The sequence below is a fragment of the Pseudomonas sp. P7758 genome (assembly GCF_013386485.1).
In the GTDB taxonomy this organism is placed as follows: Bacteria; Pseudomonadota; Gammaproteobacteria; order Pseudomonadales; family Pseudomonadaceae; genus Aquipseudomonas.
On record NZ_JACARS010000051.1, the window covers coordinates 23806 to 49205 of the forward strand.

The 25400-nt window shown below is 62.2% G+C and carries 27 protein-coding genes and 1 other RNA gene; 11 read left to right on the forward strand and 17 right to left on the reverse strand.

Translation table 11 applies throughout. The features are described from left to right. Nucleotides 1-190: 190 nt before the first annotated feature. A complete protein-coding gene (locus HX873_RS10850; RefSeq protein WP_008438881.1) occupies nt 191-808 on the reverse strand; it encodes a flagellar basal body-associated protein FliL in 618 nt (205 codons plus the stop codon). Between the two features lie 76 nt (nt 809-884). Then, on the reverse strand, nt 885-1862 hold the full coding sequence (locus tag HX873_RS10855; protein ID WP_087693288.1) for an NADPH:quinone oxidoreductase family protein: 978 nt from the start codon (nt 1860-1862) through the stop codon (nt 885-887). A gap of 149 nt (nt 1863-2011) precedes the next feature. Between HX873_RS10855 and HX873_RS10860 the strand changes: the two genes are divergently transcribed. Continuing rightward, nucleotides 2012-2419 carry a flagellar basal body-associated protein FliL gene (locus HX873_RS10860; RefSeq protein WP_003213967.1) on the forward strand — a complete coding sequence of 136 codons (408 nt, stop codon included), beginning with the start codon at nt 2012-2014 and terminating at the stop codon, nt 2417-2419. A gap of 118 nt (nt 2420-2537) precedes the next feature. Here the strand turns inward: HX873_RS10860 and HX873_RS10865 are convergent, their stop codons facing one another. From HX873_RS10865 to HX873_RS10880, 4 genes are all read right to left on the reverse strand, one after another. Further along, entirely contained in the window at nt 2538-3656 is a 1119-nt protein-coding gene (locus HX873_RS10865; protein WP_003213965.1) for an ABC transporter permease, read from the reverse strand. Nucleotide 3657: 1 nt separating this feature from the next. Then, nucleotides 3658-6378, reverse strand: coding sequence for a ribosome-associated ATPase/putative transporter RbbA (gene rbbA, locus HX873_RS10870; RefSeq protein WP_177122663.1), 2721 nt, complete (start codon nt 6376-6378; stop codon nt 3658-3660). Then, a complete protein-coding gene (locus tag HX873_RS10875; protein ID WP_003213963.1) occupies nt 6375-7340 on the reverse strand; it encodes an HlyD family secretion protein in 966 nt (321 codons plus the stop codon). The genes rbbA and HX873_RS10875 overlap by 4 nt, the downstream gene beginning before the upstream one ends. A gap of 140 nt (nt 7341-7480) precedes the next feature. Further along, nucleotides 7481-7930, reverse strand: a complete 450-nt coding sequence (locus HX873_RS10880) for an EVE domain-containing protein (protein ID WP_003213961.1) — start codon at nt 7928-7930, stop codon at nt 7481-7483. 196 nt (nt 7931-8126) lie between these two features. On the opposite strand from HX873_RS10880, the gene HX873_RS10885 reads away from it, so the two are divergent. Continuing rightward, complete coding sequence (locus HX873_RS10885; protein ID WP_003213959.1) at nt 8127-8276, forward strand: hypothetical protein; 150 nt, start codon at nt 8127-8129, stop codon at nt 8274-8276. A 7-nt stretch (nt 8277-8283) separates the two neighbouring features. On the opposite strand, the gene HX873_RS10890 is transcribed toward HX873_RS10885, so the two are convergent. From HX873_RS10890 to HX873_RS10905, 4 genes are all read right to left on the reverse strand, one after another. Continuing rightward, nucleotides 8284-8913 carry a 5-formyltetrahydrofolate cyclo-ligase gene (locus tag HX873_RS10890; protein WP_102604083.1) on the reverse strand — a complete coding sequence of 210 codons (630 nt, stop codon included), beginning with the start codon at nt 8911-8913 and terminating at the stop codon, nt 8284-8286. 56 nt (nt 8914-8969) lie between these two features. Continuing rightward, nucleotides 8970-9148, reverse strand: a non-coding RNA gene (gene ssrS, locus HX873_RS10895) — 6S RNA. A gap of 30 nt (nt 9149-9178) precedes the next feature. Continuing rightward, the gene (locus tag HX873_RS10900; RefSeq protein ID WP_003213956.1) at nt 9179-9496 is read right to left on the reverse strand and encodes a cell division protein ZapA; all 318 of its coding nucleotides are present in this window, start codon (nt 9494-9496) and stop codon (nt 9179-9181) included. After that, nucleotides 9493-9702 carry a TIGR02449 family protein gene (locus HX873_RS10905; protein ID WP_003213954.1) on the reverse strand — a complete coding sequence of 70 codons (210 nt, stop codon included), beginning with the start codon at nt 9700-9702 and terminating at the stop codon, nt 9493-9495. Before HX873_RS10905 ends, HX873_RS10900 begins: the two co-directional genes overlap by 4 nt. A gap of 139 nt (nt 9703-9841) precedes the next feature. Between HX873_RS10905 and HX873_RS10910 the strand changes: the two genes are divergently transcribed. The 9 genes from HX873_RS10910 to gcvH all read left to right on the forward strand — a co-directional run bounded on the left by HX873_RS10910 (nt 9842) and on the right by gcvH (nt 19203). Further along, nucleotides 9842-10399, forward strand: a complete 558-nt coding sequence (locus HX873_RS10910) for a YecA family protein (protein WP_003213952.1) — start codon at nt 9842-9844, stop codon at nt 10397-10399. 20 nt (nt 10400-10419) lie between these two features. Next, the gene (pepP, locus tag HX873_RS10915) at nt 10420-11742 is read left to right on the forward strand and encodes a Xaa-Pro aminopeptidase (protein WP_102370134.1); all 1323 of its coding nucleotides are present in this window, start codon (nt 10420-10422) and stop codon (nt 11740-11742) included. Then, entirely contained in the window at nt 11739-12926 is a 1188-nt protein-coding gene (gene ubiH, locus HX873_RS10920; protein WP_003213948.1) for a 2-octaprenyl-6-methoxyphenyl hydroxylase, read from the forward strand. The genes pepP and ubiH overlap by 4 nt, the downstream gene beginning before the upstream one ends. Next, nucleotides 12919-13404, forward strand: coding sequence for a DUF4442 domain-containing protein (locus tag HX873_RS10925; RefSeq protein ID WP_003213946.1), 486 nt, complete (start codon nt 12919-12921; stop codon nt 13402-13404). Before ubiH ends, HX873_RS10925 begins: the two co-directional genes overlap by 8 nt. A 9-nt stretch (nt 13405-13413) precedes the next feature. After that, complete coding sequence (locus tag HX873_RS10930; RefSeq protein WP_162835188.1) at nt 13414-14631, forward strand: 2-octaprenyl-3-methyl-6-methoxy-1,4-benzoquinol hydroxylase; 1218 nt, start codon at nt 13414-13416, stop codon at nt 14629-14631. A gap of 95 nt (nt 14632-14726) precedes the next feature. Beyond that, on the forward strand, nt 14727-15731 hold the full coding sequence (locus tag HX873_RS10935) for an extracellular solute-binding protein (RefSeq protein ID WP_008438892.1): 1005 nt from the start codon (nt 14727-14729) through the stop codon (nt 15729-15731). Nucleotides 15732-15912: 181 nt separating this feature from the next. Further along, nucleotides 15913-17529: an iron ABC transporter permease gene (locus HX873_RS10940; protein WP_134327502.1), complete on the forward strand. Its 1617-nt coding sequence runs from the start codon at nt 15913-15915 to the stop codon at nt 17527-17529. 156 nt (nt 17530-17685) lie between these two features. Beyond that, nucleotides 17686-18768: a glycine cleavage system aminomethyltransferase GcvT gene (gene gcvT, locus HX873_RS10945; protein WP_003213938.1), complete on the forward strand. Its 1083-nt coding sequence runs from the start codon at nt 17686-17688 to the stop codon at nt 18766-18768. 51 nt (nt 18769-18819) lie between these two features. Further along, nucleotides 18820-19203, forward strand: coding sequence for a glycine cleavage system protein GcvH (gene gcvH, locus HX873_RS10950; RefSeq protein WP_087693282.1), 384 nt, complete (start codon nt 18820-18822; stop codon nt 19201-19203). A 42-nt stretch (nt 19204-19245) separates the two neighbouring features. Here gcvH and HX873_RS10955 read toward each other — a convergent pair whose 3' ends face one another. The 7 genes from HX873_RS10955 to HX873_RS10985 form a co-directional block, all read right to left on the reverse strand. Then, entirely contained in the window at nt 19246-20385 is a 1140-nt protein-coding gene (locus tag HX873_RS10955; RefSeq protein WP_102604086.1) for a DegT/DnrJ/EryC1/StrS aminotransferase family protein, read from the reverse strand. Between the two features lie 158 nt (nt 20386-20543). After that, nucleotides 20544-21215 carry an outer membrane protein gene (locus tag HX873_RS10960; RefSeq protein WP_008438895.1) on the reverse strand — a complete coding sequence of 224 codons (672 nt, stop codon included), beginning with the start codon at nt 21213-21215 and terminating at the stop codon, nt 20544-20546. A 160-nt stretch (nt 21216-21375) separates the two neighbouring features. Then, nucleotides 21376-21693, reverse strand: coding sequence for a DUF2388 domain-containing protein (locus HX873_RS10965; protein WP_008438896.1), 318 nt, complete (start codon nt 21691-21693; stop codon nt 21376-21378). A gap of 69 nt (nt 21694-21762) precedes the next feature. Then, nucleotides 21763-22209 carry an NfeD family protein gene (locus HX873_RS10970; protein ID WP_008438897.1) on the reverse strand — a complete coding sequence of 149 codons (447 nt, stop codon included), beginning with the start codon at nt 22207-22209 and terminating at the stop codon, nt 21763-21765. A gap of 10 nt (nt 22210-22219) precedes the next feature. Continuing rightward, on the reverse strand, nt 22220-23140 hold the full coding sequence (locus tag HX873_RS10975; RefSeq protein WP_003213925.1) for an SPFH domain-containing protein: 921 nt from the start codon (nt 23138-23140) through the stop codon (nt 22220-22222). Nucleotides 23141-23196: 56 nt separating this feature from the next. After that, entirely contained in the window at nt 23197-24900 is a 1704-nt protein-coding gene (locus tag HX873_RS10980) for a GspE/PulE family protein (RefSeq protein WP_177122664.1), read from the reverse strand. An 84-nt stretch (nt 24901-24984) separates the two neighbouring features. Then, nucleotides 24985-25323, reverse strand: a complete 339-nt coding sequence (locus HX873_RS10985) for a hypothetical protein (protein ID WP_003213921.1) — start codon at nt 25321-25323, stop codon at nt 24985-24987. Nucleotides 25324-25400: the final 77 nt, after the last annotated feature.

Genomic DNA, 25400 nt, shown 5'->3' on the forward strand with positions numbered 1-25400 from the left:
CGGATGCGAATGTTACAGTTTCGTTACCGAAAATAGCACCGCCTCTTATCTGCGGGCATAGGAATTGAGTGCAATTGCATGTTCTTTTACGAACATGTCGCTTAGAGGCAAGTGTGGGACGTTTTCAGGAGGGAATGCCAAGAAGCTGTGGTGAGGGAGCAAACTCCCTTACCACAGGCAGTGATTCGGTTCAGTTGCCGTTGGCGGCTGCGATATCACCTGGAAGCAGGTGTTCCTGGATCTTCTGGCTGCGGGATTCCACCAGTTGACCCTGGTCGTCGAAGCGCAACACGATCAGCCAGTCATACACATTTTCCGGCCATTTCTTCATGCCGGTCAGCGCCGCGCCGTCACCGCCGAAGGCCTCGATCAACTTGTCGATATGCCCGTGATGCCAGGCGATCAACACGGTCTGCGCCTGGTTGGACTTGCGCAGGGACTTCACCAGCTTGCCGACTTGATCGTCTGAGTAGGGTGTTTCAAGCGGGAGCTGCAGGCGCTGGGCCAGGGGTGTCAGGGTCAGGCGCGGGCGAGAGCTTTCCTTGCTGTCGCTGGTAGCGATCAGCCGCTGGGGCACCACGGAGATGCCGTTCAACAGCAGCGGGTCGAAATAGCTGGCGTAGGCCGCCGCCCGCTGTTCGCCCTTGGGGCTCAGCAACGGACCTTCATCGGGTTTTTCCGCATGGCGCACGATCAGCACCGTCACGTTGTTCAGCCCGCGTACATCCTTGCCCTCTTTATGGGCAAAGGCGTGAGCCGACACCATCATCAACAACCCCAGAAACAGCGCGCGCAGCGGTGTGACCATTATTCATTCCTGCCAGTGAGTGAGTGCCTCGGCCGATCATGGGCCCAGGCACTCCGCGGACAAAATGAAACAATAGTCAGCGTAGCTGCACCACGACCTTGCCCACAGCCTTGCGCTGGCCGAGGTCGTTGATCGCCTGCGCCGCCTGCTCCAGCGGGTATACCTGGGACACCAGCGGCTTCAACTTGCCCTCGGCGAACCAGCCGAACAGTTGCTGGAAGTTGGCGGCATTGTCCTGCGGCTGGCGCTGGGCGAACGACCCCCAGAACACCCCGACCACCGCCGCGCCCTTGAGCAGCGCCAGGTTCACCGGCAGCTCGGGAATGCGCCCGCTGGCAAAGCCCACCACCAGCAGCCGGCCATTCCAGGCGATGCCGCGAATGGCCTGGTCAAACAGGTCGCCGCCCACCGGGTCGTAGATCACATCCACGCCGTTGCCGCCGGTAAGGCGTTTGATCTCGTCCTTGAGGCTGGCTTCGCTGTAGTTGATCAACTCATCGGCACCGGCAGCCTTGGCCACCGCCAGCTTGTCGGCGCTGCTGGCCGCGGCGATCACTCGGGCGCCCATGGCCTTGCCGATTTCCACCGCAGCCAGGCCGACGCCGCCGGAGGCACCGAGCACCAGCAGGGTTTCCCCGGGTTGCAGGTTGGCCCGTTGCCTCAGGGCGTGCATCGACGTGCCGTAGGTCATGCTGAAGGCGGCGGCGGTGTTGAAGTCCATGCTCGGCGGGATCGGCAGCACGTTGTAGCCCGGCACCGCGACCTGCTCGGCGAAGCTGCCCCAGCCGGTCAGGGCCATCACCCGGTCACCGACCTTCAGGTGGCTGACGTTCTCACCGACTTGGCTGATCACGCCTGCCGCTTCACCGCCCGGCGAAAACGGGAAGGGCGGCTTGAACTGGTACTTGCCCTCGATGATCAGGGTGTCCGGGAAATTGACCCCGGCCGCATGCACGTCCAACAGGATTTCGTTCTTCTTGATCGCCGGGCTTTCGACGTCTTCCAGCACCAGGGTTTCGGCGGGGCCGAAGGCTTTGCACAGCACAGCTTTCATCGGACTATTCCTTTTGGCGTGTTGGCCGATAAGTGTAGGTGGGCAGGGCGACGGGTCAACGAGCATGCCCCGGCCTGATAAGTCGCCATAAGCTTGTGCTCAGGGCTGCTAGCGTTATGCTACTGGGCAACCGAATTGAGGAATGAACTGTGAAAGCGTGGATCCTGTTGATGCTGGCCCTGACACTGCCGACGGCAGCCCTGGCCGAAGAAGCCAAAGAAGGCGAAGCGCCGAAGGTCAGCTATATCAGCCTGAGCCCGCCGTTTGTCGGTAACTACGGCCTGGATGGCACCGCGAAGCTGCGGGTGTTCAAGGCGGATATCGCCCTGCGGGTCACCGGTCCCGAGGCAGCCGCTGCCGTGAAAGCCAACGACGCGCTGATTCGCAACCAGTTGGTGGCGCTGTTTACCCAGCAGACCAACGACACCATGAGCAGCGTTGATGGGAAGGAAAAACTGCGCCAGGAAGCCCTGAAGCAGACCCAGCAAGTGATGAACGACGAAACCGGCAAGCCGCAGGTTGAGGATCTGTTGTTCAACAACCTGATCATCCAGTAAGCCGGTCGCTTCGCGCCCTTCGCGAGCAAGCCCGCTCCCACATTTAACCGCATTCTCATGTTAGAACTCGGTCAAGTGTGGGAGCGGGCTTGCTCGCGAAGAGGCCCTGACAGACACCTCAGGAAGCCAGGCTCTTCCTGAATCGCGCCAACGCCACCGCAAAGAACAGCAACCCAATCCCCGCCAGCGCCAGCAAGTCCGGCCACACCACATTCACACCCGCATCCCGGAACAGAATCGCCGCACTCAGGCTCACAAAGTGCGTCGACGGCGAGCCCTGCATCACCCATTGCAACCACTGCGGCATGCTGTCCAGCGGCGTGCTGCCGCCGGACAACAGCAGCATCGGGATAATCACCGGGATCGCCAGCAGGCCAAACTGCGGCGTCGAGCGGGCGAGGGTGGCGAGGAAGATGCCGAGGGCAGTACTGGCAAACAGGTACAGCGCCGTCACCAGCAAAAACAAAGTCAGCGACCCGGCCAGCGGCACGCCGAGCAAGCCTTTCACCACCACTTCCAGCGACAGCCAGGTGCACAGCACCACCACCAGCATGTTGCTCCAGATTTTCGCCAGCATGATTTCCAGCGCCGTCAGTGGCAGCACCAGCAGATGGTCGAGGGTGCCGTGTTCGCGCTCACGCAGCAGCGCGGTGCCGGTCAGCACGATGGCGAGAATGGTGATGTTGTTGACGATCTGGATCACCGCCAGAAACCAGCCACCTTCCAGGTTGGTATTGAACAGCGCCCGGGTGGTCAGCAGCGCCGGCGCCTTTTGGGCGGCATCGGCCTGGTTGCCATAGGTCAGCAATTCCCGCTGGAAAATCCGTCCGATATACCCGGCACCCATGAATGCCTGGCTCATGGCCGTGGCATCGACGTTGACCTGCACCCCCGGCTGGCGCCCGGCCAACAGGTCGGCCTGGAAATTCGCCGGCACGTTGATCACGAAGGTGTACTGGCCGCTGTCCATCACCTTGTCCAGTTGGTCGTACGGCAACGGCACCGCCGCCTGGAATTCCGGCGGTTGCAGCGCTTCGGCCAGTTGCCGGGAAAGCGCGCTGTGGTCTTCATCCACAAAGGCCACGCTGGCGTTGTGCACGCCGATCACCGAGCCGGCGGCGGGCATATAGATGGCGACGGTAAAGGCGTAGAACAGGAACAGCAGCAACACGCTGTCGTGGCGCAGGCTGGTCAGTTCCTTGATGCCGAGGCGCAGGATATGGGCGAACTTGTGCATCTCAGGCCTCCTGCTTCTTGAGCATGATCAGGCTAAGCCCGGTGAACCCCAGGAAAAACCCGAACAGCGCCAGGCACTGTGGCCATAGCTGACGCAGGTCCAGGGCCTTGGTAAAGGTGCCCACCGCAATGTCGAGGAAGTAGCCCGCCGGAAACAACATGCCCATCAACGCGGCGGCGCCTTCCAGGGACGAGCGCGGCACGATCAGCCCGGAGAACTGGATGGTCGGCAGGCTGGTGATGATCATGGTGCCGAGGATCGCTGCGATCTGGGTGCGGGTGAACGCGGAAATCAGCAGGCCCATGCTAGTGGTGGCCAGCACATACAGCAGGCCGCCGAAAGCCAGGGTCACGCCGCTGCCCTTGAACGGCACGCCGAACAGCCAGCGGTTCATCGCCACCAGCAGGCCCAGGTTGATCAGGCTCACGGCCAGGTACGGCGCCTGCTTGCCTAACAGGAATTCCAGGCGGGTCAGGGGGGTGGCGTAGAAGTTGGTGATGGAGCCCAGTTCCTTCTCGCGCACGATCCCCAGGGCCGTGAGCATTGCCGGGATGAAGGCGAGGATCAGCGCCATCACGCCGGGGCCGATAGCGTTCACGCTGACCACGTCCTGGTTGTAGCGAAAGCGGGTTTCCAGTTTGGCGGCGGCTTGCTGATTCAATGGTGTGCTGTTCAGTTCGGCCAGTTGTTGGAGGTTGGCCTGGTGCACGGCCTCGACATAATTGCGGCTGGTTTCCGCACGGAACGGCATGCCGCCATCGAGCCAGGCGGCCACGGCGGGTTGGCGGCCGGCGTAGAGATCGCGGCCGAACCCTGGCGGAATCTCCAGCGCCAGTTTGATTTCCGAGCGCTGCAGGCGTTTGTGCAGTTCGTTGGAGTCAGTGATCGGCGACTGTTCGGCGAAATAGCGCGAACTGCGAAAGGCCTCCAGATAGGCGCGGCTTTGCGGCGTCTGGTCCTGGTCGTAGACGGCGAAGGCGAGCTTCTCCACGTCCAGGGAAATGCCGTAGCCGAAGATCACCATCATGAAAATCGCCCCCAACAGGGCGAAGGCCATGCGCACTTTGTCCCTCAGCAGTTCCTTGCCTTCGCGGCTGGCGACGGCCAACAGGCGGGCGACGCTGAACCCGCGTTTGCTGACGGGTGGGGCCATGGGTTCGCTGACGGTTTCGGAGGGCGCGGTGGCCGCTTCGGGCGCGCCTTGGGCCTGTTCCAGGCAGGTGACGAACGCTGCTTCCAGGGTTTCGCCGTGGAACTGCTGTTGCAGCGCGTCCGGCGTGTCGCAGGCCAGCACCCTGCCCGCGTGCATCAGCGAGATGCGGTCGCAGCGCTGGGCTTCGTTCATGAAGTGGGTGGACAGGAAGATCGTCACGCCCTGTTCCCGGGACAGTTCGATCAGCAGCCGCCAGAAGTCATCCCGCGCGGCCGGGTCGACGCCCGAGGTCGGCTCATCGAGGATCAGCACTTCCGGGCGGTGCAGCACCGCCACCGCCAGGGACAAGCGCTGGCGCAGGCCCAGCGGCAACTCGCCGGACGGCTGCTCGGCAACGTCGCTCAGGTCAAAACGCTTGATCAACTCGTCGATGCGCTGGCCGCTCTCGGCCTTGGGCAGGTCGAACAACTGCGCATGCAGCACCAGGTTCTGGCGCACGCTGAGTTCGCCGTACAGCGAGAAGCTTTGCGACATGAAACCCACGCGCTTGCGGGTGGCCAGGTCCTTGGCGTTGACCGGGTTGCCCAGCAGCGTGGCGGTGCCCTCGGTGGCGGGCATCAACCCGGTGAGGACTTTCATGGTGGTGGTCTTGCCGCAGCCGTTGGAGCCGAGGAAACCAAAGATCTCGCCCCGGCCAATCGCGAAGCTGACCTTGTTGACTGCTGTGAAGTCGCCGAATCGCAGGGTCAGGTCGTGGGCTTCGATGGCGATGTCGGTGTTGTCGCTTTGCCGGGGCGGAATCACCAGGGGTTCATTGTTATGGGCACTGTCGCCCTGGAAATGGGTGAAGGCTTCGTCCAGTTTGCCGCTGGGCGTCGCGGCGGCCAGTTCGCTGCTCAGGCCGTCGGCGATCAGCTTGCCGCGGTCGAGCATCAGGCAATGCTCGAACTGCTCGGCTTCTTCCATGTAGGCGGTGGCCACCAGCAGTGTGAGCTGCGGGCGTTCGCCGCGTACGGTTTCCACCAGTTCCCAGAAGCGCCGACGGGACAATGGGTCGACCCCGGTGGTGGGTTCGTCGAGGATCAACAGGTCCGGGTCGTGGATCAGCGCACAGCACAGGCCGAGCTTCTGCTTCATGCCGCCGGAGAGCTTGCCGGCGGGGCGCTCGGCGAAGCGTGCGAGGTCGGTGGCCAGCAGCAGGTTGTGCATGCGCTGGTCGCAATCGGCTTTTGACAGGCCGAACAGCGTGGCAAAGAACCGGATGTTTTCGCTGATGGACAGCTCGGGGTAGAGGTTACCGCCCAGGCCTTGAGGCATGAAGGCGATGCGCGGGTACAGGCTGTTGCGGTGGCGGCGGTCTTCGATGGAGCCGCCGAGTACTTGCAGTTCGCCTTGTTGAAGCTTTTTGACCCCGGCGATCAAGCCCAGCAGGCTCGACTTGCCGGCGCCGTCCGGGCCGATCAGGCCGCAGCGTGTGCCGGCAGGCAGGCTGAAGGCGATGTCGATCAGCGCCTGTTGCTTGCCGTAGCGATGGTTGATCCCCGTGGCGTGCAGCGCCAGGCCGCTCATTGCAGGTTGGCCGGCCAGTCCAGGTCAGCGGTGCGCACATAGCCGGCGCCGGGCATGCCCGGTTTGGCTTGGGGCACGGCGCTTGGTTGGGTCAGCCGCAGCTTGACCCGGAACACCAGCTTCTGGCGTTCGTCGCGGGTTTCCACTTCCTTGGGGGTGAACTGCGACTTGGCGGCGACGAAGCTGATTTTCGCCGGCAGCGGTTGCTTCGGCAGGGCGTCGAGGACGATCCGCGCTTCGCTGCCCACGGTCAAAGCGCCTGTGACTGAAGCGGGCAGATACAGGTTCATGTATTGGTCGTTGGGGTCGATCAGCAGTAACACGCGACCACCCGCGCCGAGCACTTCGCCGGGTTCGGCCAGGCGTAGCTGGATGATGCCGTCGATAGGCGCCCGCAGGCTGCTGTCTTCGATTTCACTGGTGAGCTGGGCGACCTGAGCCTGGGCGGCGCCGATGGCGGCCTTTACCGAATTGACCTGGGCCTGGGCGGCGACCACGGCAGCGTTGCCGGTGTTTTGCCGGGCCTGCTGCTGGTCGATCAGTTGGCCGCTGGCGAAGCCGCGCTTGTACAGCTCCTGGGTGCGCTTGAGTTCCTGGCTGGCCAGCAGTTGTTCGCTCCGGCGCAGTTGCACATTGGCTTCGGCAGCAGCGAAATTCTCCCTGGCCCGCAGCACTTCAGCTTCGGCCTGGGCGCGCTGGGCTTCCAGGGTGCGGGTGTCCATGCGCGCCAGCAGTTGGCCCTTGAGCACCTTGTCGCCTTCGTCCACCCGCACTTCGGCGAGGCGCCCGGGGATCTTGGCGGCGATCTGCACTTCAGTCGATTCCAGCCGGCCATTGCCCATGCTCAAGCCTTCGGGCAGGCGGTCCTGGGTGGATTGCCAATAGCCGAAGCCGCCGGCGGCCAGCAGCAAGACAATCAATGGAATGGCGAAAAGATGGGAGGTACGGTGGTTCGTCGACATGGGTGCATCCTGCGGCGTTAGCGTCCTAGTTTGACCGATCCTGCCCGGAGGCCCTTGATGCGGGTCAAATGAAGCGCCAGCCTAACCCGGTTGGCGCGCAGATGCATGCGCCATGGGCGTGACCGCAGGGTTCTGCTGTTTCAGCGCAGGCCGAGTACGGCGGCCCATTGCTCGGCGGTGACCGGCATCACCGAAAGGCGGCTGCCTTTTTGCACCAGGGGCAACTCGGCGAGGGCAGTTTGCTGTTTCAGATAGCCTAGCCCCAGGACCTTCGCAAAGGTCTCGACGTGGGCAACATTGATCGCGCTCCACGGATTTTTTTCAGGGCTGGCCTTGGCGTCGAAATAATGACTGTCGGGCTCCAGCGCGGTCGGGTCCGGGTAGGCTGCCTCGACGATTTTACCGATGCCGGCAATCCCCGGTTCCGGGCAGCTGGAGTGGTAGAAGAAGAACTGGTCACCCACCGCCATCGCCCGCAGGAAGTTCCGCGCCTGGTAGTTGCGCACCCCGTCCCACCGGGCCTCGCCGAGCTTTTCCAGGCCCTTGATGGACAGTTCATCGGGCTCGGATTTCATCAGCCAATAGGCCATGTTTTCGCTCCTCAAAAGTCGATTGGGAAAGTTGTCCTGCAATTTTATGACAAACCGACAGTCGGTTGGCGTCAAGGTTTGCGTGTTGGTTCACGTTAACGCAGAATGCCGGGGTTTTGAGCTTGACGCAGCTGGCACGGACTACTAATGGAACGTTGCTGTCATCGTGTGCAAGATGCCTGAAGGGGGGCAATCGATGAAACGCAAACCGGATTTACTATGGATTTTGGTTATTTTGTTCGGCCTGGGCGTTGTGACCACCGGCTATGCGCAGAGCTTGTGGTCGAACAAGACTGACGCGCCGATTGAACTCGCACAGCAACAGCCGCAACCGTTCAAACGCTGACCCGTCTTCAAGGCGCTGCTGATTCCAGTAGCGTCTCTGCTATATACCAATCCTTATCGGTGACTGTGCCCTCAAGCGGTACATCCCAGCTTGCCTGTGCCAATCGTTCGACCTTCTGGCATTCATGGGCCAGGCCCAACAGCGTCGGCTTGCGCCAGGATTTCCGGCGGGCCATGTAGGCCAGGCTGCGGTCATAAAACCCGCCGCCCATGCCCAACCGTCCGCCCACATCATCAAAGCCAACCAGTGGCAGCAGCACCAGGTCCAGCGCCCAGACCTTGCGTTGCCGGCTGGCATTTACCTGGGGCTCGAGGATGCGAAAACGGTTGGGCCTCAGCTTTTCGCCGGGGCGCACTCGCTGGAATACCATCTTGGTTCGCGGCCATGCACTGAGCACCGGCAGGTACGTCGCCTTGCCCCGGCGCTGTGCAGCGCGCAGCAGCAGGCGCGGGTCGATTTCACCGTCCGTCGGTAGATATAAGGATAGGTGTTTGGCCCGGCGAAACAGCGGGTGCTGTGCCAGTTGCCGATACAGGCCCAGGGCGGCCTGGCGTTGCTCGCTTGGCGTCAGGGCGCGGCGGGCTTTGCGCAGCATGCGTCGAAGTTGCGGGCGGGAAAGCGGCGCAGGTTCGGTCATGGTTTTCGGCTCATAAAACAATGCCAGTCCTGGGACTGGCATTGGATTTGGGAATCAGGCTCCCCGACAGAACCGCTGTCGACTTAGCCCTTGAACCCGAAAGTTCAAGGTGGAAGAAACAGTAGGCTTTAAGGCTTTCCGTCTAGCGGACATGCACACCAGCCCAACGTGTAACTTCCAGGGTAGTGCGAATCGGCTCAGGGACATCGCCGACTGGCAAGCACGCCAGGGAGTGGGGCGAGTATACCCGAAACCGACGCCGCAATCAGCCCTTGGGTGGCTCTGGATCGGTAGAAAGTACCAGATCGACCCGCTCCAGCAGGTCGCGCACCTGCTCGCGCGTCGAGCCGCTGGCCTGCACGTCAGGCCGTTCCTGCTTATGCAGCAGATCGTGGGTAATGTTCAGGGCGGCCATCACGGCGATGCGATCGGCGCCGATGACTTTGCCGCTGCTGCGGATTTCGCGCATCTTGCCGTCCAGGTAGCGGGCAGCGCTCACCAGGTTGCTGCGTTCTTCCTGGGGGCAGATGATCGAATATTCTTTGTCGAGAATCTGCACGGTGACGCTATTGCTTGAACTCATGAGTCTTGCTCCAGGGCCTTCAGGCGCGAAATCATCGATTCGACCTTACGCCGGGCGATTTCGTTTTTTTCAATGAGGTGAGCGCGTTCCTCGCGCCAGGTCTTTTCCTGAGCTAATAGGAGTCCGTTTTGGCTCTTAAGTTGCTCGACCCGGTTAATTAGCAGCTCGAGTCTGGCCATCAGCGCTTGCAGGTCGGTGTCTTCCATTGGGTTCCACTGGATTTTGTCTGATGAATGGCAACTGCTGGATAAACGATCTGACGCCCTCGATAGTCTTGGTACGTCTGCCGATGCTAGGATACAGCGCTTCATTCTAGACATTGCGCCGTCTGGCGCCTAGCTCACCATGCCCATTCAGAACTCCCCGTACGATGCTTTTTCCAAACTGCTGAGTTCCAGCGGTCATCCTTGCTCGCCTGCCGAACTGCACGGCGTGCTGCTGGGCCGCAGCTGCACCGGTGTCGGCTTTGATGCCGACAACTGGCTGGCCGACGTCGCCGAGCTGCTGGAAACCGAGCCTACCGAAAACGTGCGCAATGCGCTCATCGGCCTGCAAGAGATGGTTAAAGGCGAGCTGACCGGTGATGACGTCACCGTCGTCTTGCTGCTGCCTACCGATGACGCGCCGCTCACCGAGCGCGCCGCCGCGTTGGGCCAATGGTGCCAAGGCTTCCTCCACGGTTTCGGCGTGAACGCCGGCGGCCTCGACCTGAGCACCGATGCCCAGGAAGTGCTGCAGGACCTGGCCGCCATCTCTCAGGTGCAAGACGCCCTGGAAGAGTCCGAAGACGGCGAAAGCGACTACATGGAAGTCATGGAATACCTGCGCGTCGCGCCGCTGCTGCTGTTCACCGAGACCCGTAAATCGGCTGAGCCCGCTGCACCCAAGCCGTCGCTGCACTAAGAAAGGAAGCCCATCTGCCCATGATCCATATCCCCAAAGCGGAATACACCCGGCGCCGCAAGGCGCTCATGGCGCAGATGGAACCCAACAGCATCGCCATCCTGCCGGCGGCCGCGGTAGCCATCCGCAACCGTGACGTCGAGCACGTCTACCGCCAGGACAGCGACTTCCAGTACCTGAGCGGCTTCCCCGAACCGGAGGCGGTGATCGTGCTGATGCCCGGCCGCCAGCACGGCGAGTACGTGCTGTTCTGCCGCGAACGCAATGCCGAGCGCGAACTGTGGGACGGCCTGCGAGCGGGCACCGAAGGCGCGATTCGCGATTTTGGCGCGGATGACGCCTTCCCGATTACCGATATCGACGACATCCTGCCCGGCCTGATCGAAGGCCGCGACCGGGTGTATTCGGCCATGGGCAGCAATGCCGAATTCGACCGGCACCTGATGGAGTGGATCAACGTGATCCGCTCTAAAGCGCACCTCGGCGCCCAGCCACCGAACGAATTTGTTGCCCTGGATCATCTGCTTCATGACATGCGCCTGTATAAATCGGCGGCAGAAGTGAAGGTGATGCGCGAGGCGGCGCGGATTTCCTGCGCGGCCCATGTACGGGCGATGCAGGCCAGCCGCGCCGGGTTGCATGAGTTCAGCCTGGAAGCGGAGCTCGACTACGAGTTTCGCAAGGGCGGGGCGAAGATGCCGGCCTATGGTTCCATCGTCGCCTCGGGGCGCAACAGCTGCATCCTGCATTACCAGCAGAATGACGCGGTGCTCAAGGACGGCGACCTGGTGCTGATCGACGCCGGTTGCGAGATCGACTGCTACGCCAGCGACATCACCCGCACCTGGCCGGTGAGCGGCAAGTTTTCCGCCGAGCAGAAGGCGATTTATGAAATCGTGCTGGCTTCCCAGGAGGCCGCCTTTGCTGAAATCGCCCCGAACAAGCATTGGAACCAGGCCCACGAGGCGACGGTGCAAGTGATCACTGCCGGGCTGGTGAAGCTGGGATTGTTGCAGGGTGATGTCGACGAACTGATCGCCAGTGAAGCCTATAAAGCCTTCTACATGCACCGCGCCGGCCACTGGCTGGGGATGGATGTGCACGATGTCGGCGAATACAAGGTCGGCGGCGAGTGGCGGGTGCTGGAAGTCGGCATGGCACTGACCGTGGAGCCGGGGATTTACATCTCGCCGGACAACCAGAACGTGGCGAAGAAATGGCGTGGCATTGGCGTACGCATCGAGGACGACGTGGTGGTGACCAAGCAAGGCTGTGAAATTCTGACCGGTGGCGTGCCCAAGTCCGTCGCCGAGATCGAAGCATTGATGGCGAGCGCCCGATGAGCCGGGTCAACCTGGCGATTATCGGCGGCGGCCTGGTGGGTGCCAGCCTCGCATTGGCCTTGCAGGCCGGGGCCAAGGCCCGGGGCTGGAAGATCGTGCTGATCGAGCCGTTTGCCCCCGGCGACAGCTACCAGCCGAGCTATGACGCGCGTTCTTCAGCGCTGTCCTTTGGCGCGCGGCAGATCTATCAACGGTTGGGCGTATGGCAGGAAATCTCTCGCCGCGCCGAGCCGATCAAACAGATTCATGTGTCGGACCGTGGCCGCTTCTCTACTGCGCGCCTGTCGGCCATGGAAGAGGGCGTGCCGGCGCTTGGCTACGTGGTGGAAAACGCCTGGCTCGGCCAATGCCTGTGGCAAGGGCTGGACAAGGACGTGGTCAGTTGGCGTTGCCCGGCGGAAGTTACGCGCATGGAGCCGCTTGCCGATGGCTACCGCCTGACCCTCAATGACGAAACCGTGCTGGAGTGCGACCTCGCGGTGCTGGCCGATGGCGGTCGCTCAGGTTTGCGCGAGCAACTGGGCATCGGCGTTAAAAAGCGGCCTTACAACCAGAGCGCGCTGATCGCCAACATCACCCCAAGCGAGGCCCACAACGGCGAGGCGTTCGAGCGGTTCACCGACGAAGGCCCGATGGCCTTGCTGCCGTTGCCGGACAACCGCTGCGCGCTGGTCTGGACCCGCATCGGCATGGACGCCAAGCGCCTGGCCGAGCTGGACGAACGCAGCTTCCTGAGTGAACTGCAGGGCGTGTTCGGCTACCGCCTGGGCACCCTCAAGCAAGTCGGTGCGCGCCACCTGTACCCGCTGACGCTCGTGGAAGCGGAAGAACAAGTGCGCTCTCATCTGGCCGTACTTGGCAATGCCGCCCACAGCCTGCACCCGATTGCCGGTCAGGGCTTCAACCTGTCCCTGCGGGATGCCTACGCGTTGGCCGAGGCGCTGCTGGCCGGGCCGGCGATTCCGGGCGACCTGGCGACACTGCAGGCGTACCGCGAGCGTCAGCGCATGGACCAGAAGCTCACCGTCGGCTTCTCCGATCAGGTCACCCGCCTGTTTGGCAGTGCGCAACCGTTGGTCGCGCTGGGCCGCAACATGGGCTTGCTGGGCCTCGACTTGCTGCCGCCGGCCAAGCGCTGGTTCGCGCGCCAGGCCATGGGCCTGGGTACCCGTCCCGATGCGTGAGTGGCTGACCCGACGCCTGGGCAAGGCGCGGCTGTTGCGCTGGATCATGACCCTGTACCCGCCGTACCTCGGGGCCGGAGTTCGGGTGTTGCACATCGGCAGCGATTTCCGCGAGGTCAAGGTGCGCATGGGCCTGGGCTGGTACAACCGCAACTACGTCGGCACGCAGTTTGGCGGCAGCCTGTATTCGATGGTCGACCCGTTCTACATGCTGATGCTGATGGAGAACCTGGGCCGCGACTACATTGTCTGGGACAAGGCTGCCGCTATCGACTTTATCTCGCCGGGCAAAGGCCCGGTGTTCGCCGAATTTTCCATCGACCAAGCGTTGCTGGACGAGATTCGCCAGCACACCGCCAGCGGCGACAAGTATTTACCGCAGCTCAAGGTACAGATTCATGACGGCTCCGGCACCCTGGTGGCGCGGGTCGACAAAACCCTTTACGTGCGGCGCAAGCTGCAATCGAGACAGGCTTAAAGCATGGACATGCGCGCAGATGTGCTGATTGTCGGGGCCGGAATGGTCGGAAGCGCCCTGGCGCTGGCGTTGCAGGGCAGTGGCCTGCAGGTGCTGCTGCTCGACGGCAGCCCCCTGAGTGTCAAGCCGTTCGACCCTCATGCTGCGTTCGAACCGCGGGTGAGCGCCTTGTCGGCCGCCAGCCAGCGCATCCTCGAGCGCCTTGGCGTGTGGGACGGGATTGTCGAGCGACGTGCCAGCCCGTACGGCGAGATGCAGGTGTGGGACGGCAGCGGCACCGGGCAGATCCACTTCTCGGCGGCCAGCGTGCATGCCGAGGTGCTGGGGCATATCGTCGAAAACCGTGTGGTCCAGGACGCCTTGCTCGACCGCCTGCACGACTGCGACCTCGGCCTGCTGGCCAATGCGCGCCTGGAACAGATGCGCCGCTCCGGCGATGACTGGCTGCTGACCCTCGCCGATGGCCGCACCTTGCGCGCGCCACTGGTGGTCGCGGCGGACGGTGCCAACTCGGCAGTACGTCGCCTGACCGGCACCGCTACCCGTGAGTGGGATTATTTGCACAACGCCATCGTCACCAGTGTGCGCAGCAGCCAGGTGCATCAAAAGACGGCCTGGCAGCGTTTTACCGACAATGGCCCGCTGGCGTTCCTGCCGCTGGTGCGGGACGGGCAGGAAGACTGGTGTTCGATCGTCTGGTCGACCACCCCGAGTGAGTCCGAGCGCTTGATGGCGCTGGACGATGAAAGCTTCTGCCGTGAACTGGAAAATGCCTTCGAAGGCCGCCTGGGCAGCGTGATAAGCGCCGATCCACGGCTGTGCGTGCCGTTGCGTCAGCGCCACGCCAAACGTTACGTGGCCGAAGGCCTGGCATTGATTGGCGACGCGGCCCACGTCATTCATCCGCTGGCGGGGCAGGGCGTGAACCTGGGCTTCCTCGATGCGGCGGTGCTCGCCGAGGTGCTGCTGGCGGCCAACGAGCGCGGCGAGCGCCTGGCGGATGTGAAGGTGCTCAGCCGTTACGAGCGTCGGCGCATGCCCCACAACCTGGCGCTGATGGCGGCGATGGAAGGCTTTGAGCGGTTGTTCCAGGCCGATCAACTGCCGTTGCGCTGGCTGCGTAATGCAGGGCTGAAGGTGGTTGAGCAGATGCCGGAGGCCAAGGCGTTGTTTGTGCGTCAGGCATTGGGTTTGACCGGGGATTTGCCGGAGCTGGCCAAGGCCTGAGTACGCTGTGCAACATCTGGTAACGGCTCCGTTGAGCGTTACCAAATGTGAGTCCTTATCATTTGCGCTCTTTTTGCAAATGAGAGACCGCACCCATGCTGGCACCCAAGCGCCTCCTGACTGCCCTGGCACTCACTCTTATCGGCAGCACCACCGTGCAGGCGGCCGATGAGGTCGTGGTCTACTCCTCGCGCATCGACGAACTGATCAAGCCGGTGTTCGACGCCTACACCAAGAAGACCGGCGTGCAGGTGAAGTTCATCACCGACAAGGAAGCGCCGCTGATGCAGCGCATCAAGGCCGAAGGTGAAAACGCCACCGCCGACCTGCTGCTCACCGTCGACGCCGGCAACCTCTGGCAGGCCGAGCAGATGGGCATCCTGCAGCCGTTCACCTCTGCGGTGATCGACAAGAATATTCCCCTTCAATACCGTTCTTCGGCCCATGCCTGGACTGGCCTGAGCCTGCGAGCGCGGACCATCGCCTACTCCACCGATCGCGTGAAACCGGGCGACCTGACCACCTACGAAGCCCTGGCCGACAAACAGTGGGAAGGCCGCCTGTGCCTGCGCACCGCGAAGAAGGTCTACAACCAGTCGCTGACCGCCACCCTGATCGAAACCCACGGCGCGGCCAAGACCGAAGAAATCGTCAAGGGCTGGGTCAACAACCTGTCCACCGACGTGTTCTCCGATGACATTGCCGTGCTGGAAGCGATCAACGCCGGGCAGTGTGACGTGGGCATCGTGAACACCTACTACTACGGCCGCCTGCACAAGCAGAAGCCGGACCTGGCGGTGAAGTTGTTCTGGCCGAACCAGGGCGACCGCGGGGTGCACGTCAACCTGTCGGGCATCGGCCTGACCAAGCATGCACCGCACCCGGAAGCAGCCAAGGCGCTGGTGGAGTGGATGACCACGCCGGAAGCGCAGAAGATCTTTGCGGATGTGAACCAGGAATTCCCGGCCAACCCGGCGGTGCCGCCGTCGGCGGAGGTGGCGACCTGGGGCAAGTTTGTGGCTGACACATTGCCGGTGGAAGTGGCGGGCAAGCGTCAGGCTGAGGCGATTCGCTTGATGGATCGCGCTGGCTGGAACTAGATACAATTTGCAAGGCGCCGCCGATCTAAATGTGGGGGCGGGTTTGTGTGGGAGCGGGCTTGCTCGCGAAGAGGGTGTATCAGTCACATAGGCGTTGACTGACACGCCGCTTTCGCGAGCAAGCCCGCTCCCACATTGGTTAGCGCTGGCTTCAAGCTATTCATTCTCTGAGAATTAACCTTTGGCCCATCCCGCCCAACGCCGCTGGTACCTGCCGGTCTTCACCGTCGCCGCCCTGGTGCTGCTGCCGTTGAGCGTGCTGTTGCTGTCGTGGCAGACCATCGACCACCAGATCTGGTCCCACCTGTGGGAAACCCAGATGCCACGTCTGCTGGGCAACACCTTGACCCTGGTGCTGGGCGTCGGTGTGGGCGTTACGCTGCTGGGCGTCAGCCTGGCCTGGCTGACCAGCCTCTGCGAATTCCCCGGCCGGCGCTGGCTGGACTGGGCGTTGATGCTGCCCTTCGCGATTCCCGCCTATGTGCTCGCCTTCGTCTTCGTCGGCCTGCTGGACTTCTCCGGCCCGGTGCAAACCCTGCTGCGCGAATGGTTTGGTACAGGCTTGCGCCTGCCGCGTGTGCGCTCGACCAGCGGTGTGATCATCGTGCTGGTGCTGGTGTTCTACCCCTATGTTTATCTGCTGGCACGCACCGCGTTCCTCGCCCAGGGCAAAGGCCTGATGGAAGCGGCGCGTGTCTTGGGGCAGTCGCCGTGGCAAGCGTTCTGGCGGGTGGCCCTGCCCATGGCGCGTCCCGCCATCGGTGCGGGCGTGGCCCTTGCGCTGATGGAAACCCTGGCGGATTTCGGCGCCGTCTCGGTGTTCAACTTCGACACCTTTACCACCGCCATCTACAAGACCTGGTACGGCTTTTTCAGCCTCTCCAGTGCCGCGCAACTGGCCAGCCTGTTGCTGTTGGTGGTGATGCTGGTGCTGTACGGCGAACGCCGTGCCCGGGGCGCCAGCCGGCCGACCAATGAGCGACCTCGCGGCAAGGCGCTTTACCACCTGCGCGGCTTCAAGGCTGCGGCGGCCAGTGGTTGGTGCGGATTGGTGTTCGCCTGCGCGTTCGTGATCCCGATGCTGCAACTGGTGGCCTGGTTCTGGCAGCGTGGCCGTTTCGACCTGGACGAGCGCTACGCCGGTTTGATCGTCCATACCCTGTACCTGGGCGGTATGGCTGCCCTGATCACCGTCAGCGTGGCCCTGGTGCTGGCGTTCGCCCATCGCCTGGCGCCCACCCGGGCCATCCGCTCCGGCATCAGCCTGGCCAACGTAGGCTACGCGCTGCCCGGCTCGGTACTGGCGGTGTCGATCATGCTGGCGTTCAGCTACCTGGATCGTGAACTGGTGATCCCGGTCTCCGGCTGGCTGGGGGGCGCCGGCAAACCGCTGTTACTGGGCAGTTTGTCGGCCTTGCTGCTGGCGTATCTGGTGCGCTTCATCGCAGTGGCCTACGGGCCGCTGGAAAACAGCCTGGCGCGAATCCGTCCGTCCTTGCCGGAAGCCGCCCGCAGTCTTGGGGTCAGCGGGCCGCGACTGTTTTGCAAAGTGTATCTGCCACTTTTGCTGCCGGGCACCCTGAGCGCGGCGCTGCTGGTGTTTGTCGATGTGCTCAAGGAAATGCCGGCGACCCTGCTGATGCGCCCGTTCGGCTGGGACACGCTGGCGGTGCGGATTTTCGAGATGACCAGCGAAGGGGAGTGGGCGCGGGCTTCGCTGCCGGCCCTGACCCTGGTATTGGTGGGGCTGTTACCGGTCATCGGGTTGATCCGACGTTCGGCGCGACGAATCGGTTAGGTGCCAGTCCTACGGCTTGAGGCTACAATGCGCGGCATTCGGTGCGGTCGATCTTTCAGATCGGGTTGCTGAACGCGGCTACAGGCCTTGTATTTCAAGGCGTGCGGCCCGAACGGCGACCGTCCGCACCTTCGCCACGCCCGGAAGGAGAAACCCATGGGACAGCGCACGCCTCTGTATGACCTGCATCTCGCCCTTGGCGCGAAAATGGTCGATTTTGGCGGTTGGGATATGCCTTTGCACTACGGCTCGCAGGTTGAGGAGCACCATCAGGTGCGACGCGACTGCGGGGTGTTTGATGTATCCCATATGACCGTGATCGATATCACAGGCCCCCAGGCCAAGGAATGGCTCCAGCATTTGCTGGCCAATGATGTTGACCGATTGCACGGCTGCGGCCGCGCGTTATACAGCGCCATGCTCAACGAGCAGGGCGGCGTGGTGGACGACATGATCGTCTACCGTACCGAGGGCGGTTACCGGCTGGTGGTCAACGCCGCCACCCGTGACCAGGACATGGCCTGGATGCAGGCTCGGCTCGGCAGCTATCAGGCCCAGCTCCGCGAGCGGCCCGAATTGGCCATGCTCGCCATTCAAGGCCCCCATGCCCGGCAAAAGATCGCTGAACTGGTGACCCAGTCCCGCGCCACCCTGATCCATCAGCTCAAGCCCTTTGAAGGCCTGGCTGACGGCGACTGGTTTATCGCGCGCACCGGTTACACCGGCGAAGACGGTCTTGAAATTGTCCTGCCGGCCGATCAGGCCCCGGCGTTCTTCAACGACCTGGTAGGCGCAGGCATTTCGCCCATCGGCCTCGGCGCCCGCGACACGCTGCGCCTTGAGGCCGGCATGAACCTCTACGGTCAGGATATTCATCAGGACGTTTCGCCCCTGGCAGCCAACATGGCCTGGAGCATCGCCTGGGAGCCGGCCGAGCGCGATTTCATCGGCCGCGCCGCCCTGGAAGCCGAAAAGGCTGCGGGTGTGAAGTCCAAGCTGGTCGGCCTGGTGCTGGAAGAGCGCGGGGTTTTACGCGCTCACCAGGTGGTTCGTATCGCCAATGTTGGCGAAGGAGAGATCACCAGTGGTAGTTTCTCTCCTACGCTAAGCAAATCCATTGCCCTGGCGCGTGTGCCGTCGGCGACTGCTGACCGGGCCGAGGTGGAAATCCGCGGCAAGTGGTACCCGGTTCGGGTGGTCAAACCGACGTTCGTGCGCCATGGCAAAACATTGATCTAACTTTTCCGGCGGGCCAATGGCCGCTGACATTTTTCCTTGAGGACACAGACTATGAGCGATATCCCTGCCGACCTGCGTTTTGCCGAAAGTCACGAATGGGCCCGTCTGGAAGCTGACGGCACCGTGACCGTCGGGATCTCGGACCATGCCCAGGAAGCATTGGGGGATGTAGTGTTCGTTGAGTTGACCGAAGTCGGCAACGTGTTCAAGGCGGCTGACCAGGCCGGCGTGGTTGAATCGGTGAAGGCCGCTTCGGATATCTACTCGCCAATTGCTGGCGAAGTGATCGCGGTGAACGACGCCTTGAGCGGTGAGCCAGAGCTGTTGAACTCCGACCCTTACGGCGCCTGGATCTTCAAGCTCAAGCCAAGCAACCCGGATGAACTGAAAAAATTGCTGGACGCTGCCGGCTACAAGGCTGCCATCGGCGAGTGATCCCGCTGCGGGAGCCGGCAACCGGCTCCCGCAAAGGTTTTGTCAGCGCTTCAACACCGCTTTTACCGCCGCTACCGAACGCTCTACGTCCGCTTTCGTCATCGCCGTGAACATCGGCAACGACACAATCAAACGCCCCACTTTTTCCGCTACCGGGAACATGCCTTCCTTGAATCCCTGTGCCTTGTACAAGCTCAGCAGGTGGATCGGCGGGTAGTGATAGCCAATGCCGACGCCATGGGCCTGCATCTGCTCCATGAACGTGGCGCGTGCGGGCAGGCCGTCCTGGCGCTCCGGCAGTACCAGCTGGAACAGGTGCCAGTTGCTGTTTTCGAAGTCTGCCGGTGGCAATTGCGCACCGTACTGCGCTTCAAAATCACTGCCGAAGCATTCGAAATAGTGACGCGCCAGTTCCTGGCGGTGGGCAGTGATCTTCTCGATATGGGCAAACTGGCCCAGGCCGATGGCTGCTGCGATGTCGGTCATGTTGAACTTGCCGCCGAGTACATCCACGTCCAGGCCATCGAAGCCGGTGCGGGTCACGCCCTGCAGGCGATATTTTTCCGCCAGGCGCGCTTCTTCAGCGTTGTTCAATACCAGGCAGCCGCCTTCGGACGAGGTGATGTTCTTGTTCGCCTGGAAGCTGAACGATACGAAATCGCCGGTAGCGCCAATGCGTTGGCCATCCCAGCTGGAACCCAGGGCCTGGGCTGCATCTTCGACGATGCGCAGGTTGTACTTGTTGGCCAGCGCGTAGAGCAATGGCATGTCCAACGGCAGGCCCGCCAGGTATACCGGGATGATTGCCTTGGTGCGCGGTGTGATCGCGGCTTCGACCTGCGCCAGGTCGATATTGCGGGTCACCGGGTCGATGTCGGCGAACACCGGCGTGGCACCGACTTCCAGAATCACGTTGGCCGTGGCTACCCACGAAATCGGGGTGGTGATGACTTCGTCACCAGGCCCGATACCGGCGATGCGCAAGGCAATCTCCATGGTGCAGGTGCCCGAGTTGAAGGTACGCACCGGGCGCCCCCCAAAATATTCCGACAACTGCGCCTCGAACGCCTGCACTTTCGGCCCGCTGGTGATCCAGCCGGAGCGCAGTACGTCGCCTACCGCCGAGATGGTGGCTTCATCAATAGTGGGCTTGGAGAACGGCAGAAAGGGCAGTTGGCTCATGACGTTGAAGGCATCCGTTTCAGAAGGCGATGAGAAAAAAGCATATCAATGCCGGGCATGGTTGCACGGCTCGACTGAATATAGCCTGTCGTCTGTGAATGAATCGTCCCGCCTGAAACAAAAAATGCCGCCTCGGGAGCGGCATTTCAGCATCGGTGTCAGAAGGCAACGCGTGCCTCAAGAAACACGTTCTGCTCTTTGAGCTTGCCTTTGAGCTGTTCGTCCCGGGCGTTTATCCGATTGGCGAACGTGTTGTAGCCGGTCTCGATCCCGCCCATGTCCACGTAACGCCAGCCGGTACCCAGGGTCAGGGTTTCGCTGACCTTGGCATCCAGCCCCAGGCCAACGCTGTAGGCGAAGTTGTATTGGCGATTGCTGGCGAAACGGCGGGTGTCGTTGGTCTGGTAACCCTCGGCGTCAACCTGGGCCACGCCGACTCCCGCCATACCGTAGAACGACAGCCATTCATTGATCGGGATGTTTTTATAACCGTTGAGCATCAGGCGCTGGCTGTCGGTGCGCAGGCTGTTGACGTTGGCATTGAACGGTGCCCAATGGGATTTGAAGGTCGAGTGGCTGGGCATCGTGTATTCCCCCTCCAGGCGCCAGCCATCGGCAAAGGCATAGCCCACGGCGAATGAGCCGGTGAACGTCTTGCTGCTGTCGGGGGCTTCTACCCGGTGGGTTACGCGTGGGCTGGTCAGCAGTGAGCTTGAGAGATTCTGCCGGGCGCTGTTGAGCTTTGCCGACCCGTACCAGCTTTCTGCCTGGGCATAAGGCGTGGCAACCGCGGCGAGCAGCAGGGCGTAGGAGAGTTTTTGCATGGTCATCGATTCACTCAGTCTGAAGGGAATCGATAGCTTGTTGCCGGGCGCGCCTGCAACTCGACAGGACTTTTCCTGTTCAGATGCGGAATCGCCAGCGTCTGGCGTAGGAAATCAGGGCAAAAAAATGCCGCTCTCGAGGAACGGCATTTTTTATGCGGCGGTATTACTCGGAAGCAATGGCGTTTTTTGCCAGGATTGCGTTCGCCAGGTCCATATCCGTGGCCTTGAGGCCAGGGTTATCGGCGCGGACTTTCTGCATCGCAGCTTCCAGGTATGGGCCACGGATGTTGCCGTCACTGGCGACGAAGCTACCGGCGTCGTCCTGGGCGGCGACTACCATTTTGTGGTCCTTGAAGGTCAGGTACGTCGAGCCGGTCGTGGCACCCGATGAGATGACATTACGCCAGAAGCTGTCGGCCATGGCTGAACCGACAGGAAGGGAAAGCACAGCGAGGGTTGCGACAGCATATTTTAGACGCATGATGGGTGACTCCGACTGGGTTATCTGAACAGTTTGATTGTAGATAGCCCAGCCGAGTTCCATGGATGACTAAACAGTTTCAACCTGCAAAATCACGCCTTCCTGACCAATGACACGTACGTGTGCCCCAGCCGGCGCGTCCGGCCCGGATGCCATCCACACACCGTCACCCACCTTGATCTTGCCACGGCCCTCGACGATGGCCTGATGCACCACAAAGGTGCGACCGATCAACTCGGAGCCGCGCATGTTCAGCCCCGGCTGGTCGCTGACCTTGGCGCTGCTGCGCTGGCGTCGCCACCAGTACACCGCCGTGAGGATCGACAACACGGCGAACAGCAGCAGTTGCCACTCCAGCCCCAGGCTCGGCACCAGGAACTTGATCACGCCCACGGCTGCCGCGGCGATGCCCATCCACAGCAGATAACCACCGGCACCGAACACTTCAAGGATCAACAGCACCGTGCCCAGTGCCAGCCAGTCCCAAAACGACAGGTGCTGCAGGAATTCCCACATGGTGCGTGCCTCAGGCTTTCTTGTTGTCGAAGGTTGCCTTGACGATTTCGCCGATGCCGCCGACTGCGCCAATCACCTGGCTGGCTTCCAGCGGCATCAGGATCACCTTGCTGTTGTTGGCCGAGGCCAGCTTGCCCAGTGCGTCGATGTATTTCTGGGCGACGAAGTAGTTGATGGCCTGCACGTTACCGGTGGCGATGGCTTCCGATACCACTTGAGTGGCGCGGGCTTCGGCCTCGGCCTGACGTTCGCGGGCTTCGGATTCCAGGAAGGCGGCCTGACGACCACCTTCGGCCTCCAGGATCTGCGCCTGCTTCTTGCCTTCGGCGGTCAGGATCGCGGAGGCTCGCAGGCCTTCGGCCTCGAGGATCTGCGCACGCTTGATCCGCTCGGCCTTCATCTGGCCGGACATGGCGGCCATCAGGTCGGCAGGCGGGCTGATGTCCTTGATCTCGATCCGGGTGATCTTGATGCCCCACGGTGCGGTGGCTTCGTCGACGGTGCGCAGCAGTTTTTCGTTGATGCCGTCACGCTGGCTGAGCATCGCATCCAGCTCCATGGAGCCGAGCACGGTACGGATGTTGGTTTGCAGCAGGTTGCGGATGGCGTGTTCGAGGTTGTTCACCTCGTAGGCAGCCTGGGCGGTATTGACCACCTGGAAGAAGCACACGGCGTCGATCTGCACCGTGGCGTTGTCAGCGGTGATGACTTCCTGGGGTGGGATATCCAGCACGCTTTCCATCACGTTGATCTTGCGACCGATGCGGTCCATGACCGGAATGATGATGTTCAGGCCGGGCTTGAGGGTGTTGGTGTAGCGGCCGAAGCGCTCGACTGTCCACTGGTAACCCTGCGGGACCACCTTGAAACCCATGAAGAGGATGGCGACGGCCAAGCCTACAAAAAGAAGCAGTACGGTTCCGATCTGCATAACGATTCCTTGTCTGGTGACGGTGAAGCGAGGTTTTTCCGATTGTAACGGTGTTGTCACGGATAAGGACGGATTACCGCGCCATCGATCAAAGGATTTGTTTCTGAATCCCCAGGCGTCACTCGCAGTACCTCTTCAAGTGTTGTCAGTCCTGCCATTACCTTGCGCATACCGGCGGACCGCAAGCTGCACATTCCCTGGTCAAGGGCCGCCAGGCGCAGGGCCTGGAGGTCGGTGCCCGGGCTGACCAGGGCCTTGAGGCGATCGTTCATCAGCATGATCTCGTAGACCCCGGCTCGACCCCGATAGCCACTTTCCCGGCACTCGCCGCAACCCACTGCCTGATGGACCTGCCCGGCTTGCCGCTTGCAGTGCGGGCACAACAGCCTGACCAGGCGCTGGGCCATCACCCCCAGCAGCGTGGCATTGATCAGGTAATGGGGAATGCCCAGTTCCAGCAAGCGGCTGATGGCGCCGGGCGCATCGTTGGTGTGCAACGTCGACAGCACCAGATGCCCGGTCAGGGCGGCCTGGATCGCCATTTCTGCGGTTTCCAGGTCGCGAATCTCGCCGATCATGATGATGTCCGGGTCCTGGCGCATCAGGGCGCGGATGCCGCTGGCGAAGGTCAGGTCGATGTTGTGCTGCACCTGCATCTGGTTGAAGGCCGGCTCCACCATCTCGATCGGGTCTTCGACGGTGCACAGGTTGACCTCGCGAGTGGCCAATTGCTTGAGCGTGGTGTACAGCGTGCTGGTCTTGCCGGAACCGGTAGGGCCGGTGACCAGGATGATGCCGTTGGCCTGGCCGGTCATGGATTGCCAGCGTTGCAGGTCGTCGTTGGAAAGTCCCAGTTGCTGGAAATCCTTGTGCAGCACCTGCGGGTCAAAAATTCGCATCACCAGCTTTTCGCCGAAGGCTATGGGCAAGGTCGACAGGCGCAGTTCCACCTCCCCGCCCGTGGGGCTTTTGGTCTTCACCCGGCCGTCTTGGGGTTTGCGTTTTTCCGCCACGTTCATCCGGCCCAGGCTTTTCAGGCGGCTGACCACCGCCATCGTCACCTGGGATAGGAATTGATAGACATCATGCAGCAGCCCGTCGATGCGAAAACGCACGCGCCCCTGATCGCGTCCGGGTTCGATATGGATATCACTGGCCCGCTGGCCAAAGGCGTACTGCAACAGCCAGTCGACGATGTTGACGATGTGCGCGTCATTGGCGTCGGGCTCCTGGTCGCTGGCGCCGAGATTGAGCAGTTGTTCGATATTCGGCGCGCCGGAGGTTTTTTGATCAATGGCGCCGCTGACCGATTTCGCCAGTCGGTAAAACTCCACGGTGCAGCGCTGGATCTCCTGGGGATTGGCCAGCACCCGCTTGATGGAGCGCTTCAACACCTGAGCCAGGCCGGCTTCCCAACTGCATACGTAAGGCTGGGCACTGGCGACGGTAACGCTGTGGGCGTCGACCGCAACGGCCAGGATCTTGTGGCGCTGGGCAAAGGCATAGGACATCAGCGGCACCACCGCCGCGACGTCGATTTTCAACGGGTCGATACGCAGGTAGGGCTGGCCGCAGTGGCGGGCGAGCCATTCGGTCAGCATTTCCAGAGACGGCCCCTGGCTGGCAATGCATTCCAGGGGATGCAGCCCACTGTTCGCCGGTAGGGCCAGGTCGGCGGGCACCAGGCCCTGGTCGATCAGGGCAGGCAACAACTGATGGATTTCCAGCCAGCGATCCTGGGGATTTGGCGCAACGGACATGGTGACGTTCCTGGGCAACGATTAGGCGTAGTCCTCAGGCTAGTCACCCTTTGCGCTTCGGCCTCCGGGGTTTATTGCAGGCTTTTACTGAGCGGCCGCCTGGACCGCCAGAGGCCGCGCAGCATCTGCCGGGCGCAGCTCCAGCGAGCACACACTGATCAGGTTACGAAGTTTTTCGCCGATCACCTGGGCCCGGTGCCAGCTCAGGCCATCCATCACGATATCGATCGCCAGCAGGTCGTCTTCACGCTGCACGCTCACCTGACGTGGCACCAGGAACTGCAGGGCAAAATAGTTGAGCACCCGGCACAGCACGTCGGGTTCAGCCTCGGCGAGCATTTGATAGTGCGCCTGGCAGTGGGCATTGCTGACGGCCCAGGCGTCAACGCGTTGGGCGGGGTGGGAGGCTTCGACGACGTGCATGATGATTCTCCGGATTCGACTGGAGAAATTTTTGCATTCGTCGCGGGAGATTTCTTATCTAAAACAGCCTGTATTGG

What these genes read in the sequence shown, in the direction of transcription:
- HX873_RS10850 (WP_008438881.1), bottom strand. Translation starts at nt 808, where the DNA reads ATGGTCACACCGCTGCGCGCGCTGTTTCTGGGGTTGTTGATGATGGTG.
- HX873_RS10855 (WP_087693288.1), bottom strand. Translation starts at nt 1,862, where the DNA reads ATGAAAGCTGTGCTGTGCAAAGCCTTCGGCCCCGCCGAAACCCTGGTG.
- HX873_RS10865 (WP_003213965.1), bottom strand. Translation starts at nt 3,656, where the DNA reads ATGCACAAGTTCGCCCATATCCTGCGCCTCGGCATCAAGGAACTGACC.
- rbbA (WP_177122663.1), bottom strand. Translation starts at nt 6,378, where the DNA reads ATGAGCGGCCTGGCGCTGCACGCCACGGGGATCAACCATCGCTACGGC.
- HX873_RS10875 (WP_003213963.1), bottom strand. Translation starts at nt 7,340, where the DNA reads ATGTCGACGAACCACCGTACCTCCCATCTTTTCGCCATTCCATTGATT.
- HX873_RS10880 (WP_003213961.1), bottom strand. Translation starts at nt 7,930, where the DNA reads ATGGCCTATTGGCTGATGAAATCCGAGCCCGATGAACTGTCCATCAAG.
- HX873_RS10885 (WP_003213959.1), top strand. Translation starts at nt 8,127, where the DNA reads ATGAAACGCAAACCGGATTTACTATGGATTTTGGTTATTTTGTTCGGC.
- HX873_RS10890 (WP_102604083.1), bottom strand. Translation starts at nt 8,913, where the DNA reads ATGACCGAACCTGCGCCGCTTTCCCGCCCGCAACTTCGACGCATGCTG.
- HX873_RS10900 (WP_003213956.1), bottom strand. Translation starts at nt 9,496, where the DNA reads ATGAGTTCAAGCAATAGCGTCACCGTGCAGATTCTCGACAAAGAATAT.
- HX873_RS10905 (WP_003213954.1), bottom strand. Translation starts at nt 9,702, where the DNA reads ATGGAAGACACCGACCTGCAAGCGCTGATGGCCAGACTCGAGCTGCTA.
- HX873_RS10910 (WP_003213952.1), top strand. Translation starts at nt 9,842, where the DNA reads ATGCCCATTCAGAACTCCCCGTACGATGCTTTTTCCAAACTGCTGAGT.
- pepP (WP_102370134.1), top strand. Translation starts at nt 10,420, where the DNA reads ATGATCCATATCCCCAAAGCGGAATACACCCGGCGCCGCAAGGCGCTC.
- ubiH (WP_003213948.1), top strand. Translation starts at nt 11,739, where the DNA reads ATGAGCCGGGTCAACCTGGCGATTATCGGCGGCGGCCTGGTGGGTGCC.
- HX873_RS10925 (WP_003213946.1), top strand. Translation starts at nt 12,919, where the DNA reads ATGCGTGAGTGGCTGACCCGACGCCTGGGCAAGGCGCGGCTGTTGCGC.
- HX873_RS10930 (WP_162835188.1), top strand. Translation starts at nt 13,414, where the DNA reads ATGCGCGCAGATGTGCTGATTGTCGGGGCCGGAATGGTCGGAAGCGCC.
- HX873_RS10935 (WP_008438892.1), top strand. Translation starts at nt 14,727, where the DNA reads ATGCTGGCACCCAAGCGCCTCCTGACTGCCCTGGCACTCACTCTTATC.
- gcvT (WP_003213938.1), top strand. Translation starts at nt 17,686, where the DNA reads ATGGGACAGCGCACGCCTCTGTATGACCTGCATCTCGCCCTTGGCGCG.
- gcvH (WP_087693282.1), top strand. Translation starts at nt 18,820, where the DNA reads ATGAGCGATATCCCTGCCGACCTGCGTTTTGCCGAAAGTCACGAATGG.
- HX873_RS10955 (WP_102604086.1), bottom strand. Translation starts at nt 20,385, where the DNA reads ATGAGCCAACTGCCCTTTCTGCCGTTCTCCAAGCCCACTATTGATGAA.
- HX873_RS10960 (WP_008438895.1), bottom strand. Translation starts at nt 21,215, where the DNA reads ATGACCATGCAAAAACTCTCCTACGCCCTGCTGCTCGCCGCGGTTGCC.
- HX873_RS10965 (WP_008438896.1), bottom strand. Translation starts at nt 21,693, where the DNA reads ATGCGTCTAAAATATGCTGTCGCAACCCTCGCTGTGCTTTCCCTTCCT.
- HX873_RS10970 (WP_008438897.1), bottom strand. Translation starts at nt 22,209, where the DNA reads ATGTGGGAATTCCTGCAGCACCTGTCGTTTTGGGACTGGCTGGCACTG.
- HX873_RS10975 (WP_003213925.1), bottom strand. Translation starts at nt 23,140, where the DNA reads ATGCAGATCGGAACCGTACTGCTTCTTTTTGTAGGCTTGGCCGTCGCC.
- HX873_RS10980 (WP_177122664.1), bottom strand. Translation starts at nt 24,900, where the DNA reads ATGTCCGTTGCGCCAAATCCCCAGGATCGCTGGCTGGAAATCCATCAG.
- HX873_RS10985 (WP_003213921.1), bottom strand. Translation starts at nt 25,323, where the DNA reads ATGCACGTCGTCGAAGCCTCCCACCCCGCCCAACGCGTTGACGCCTGG.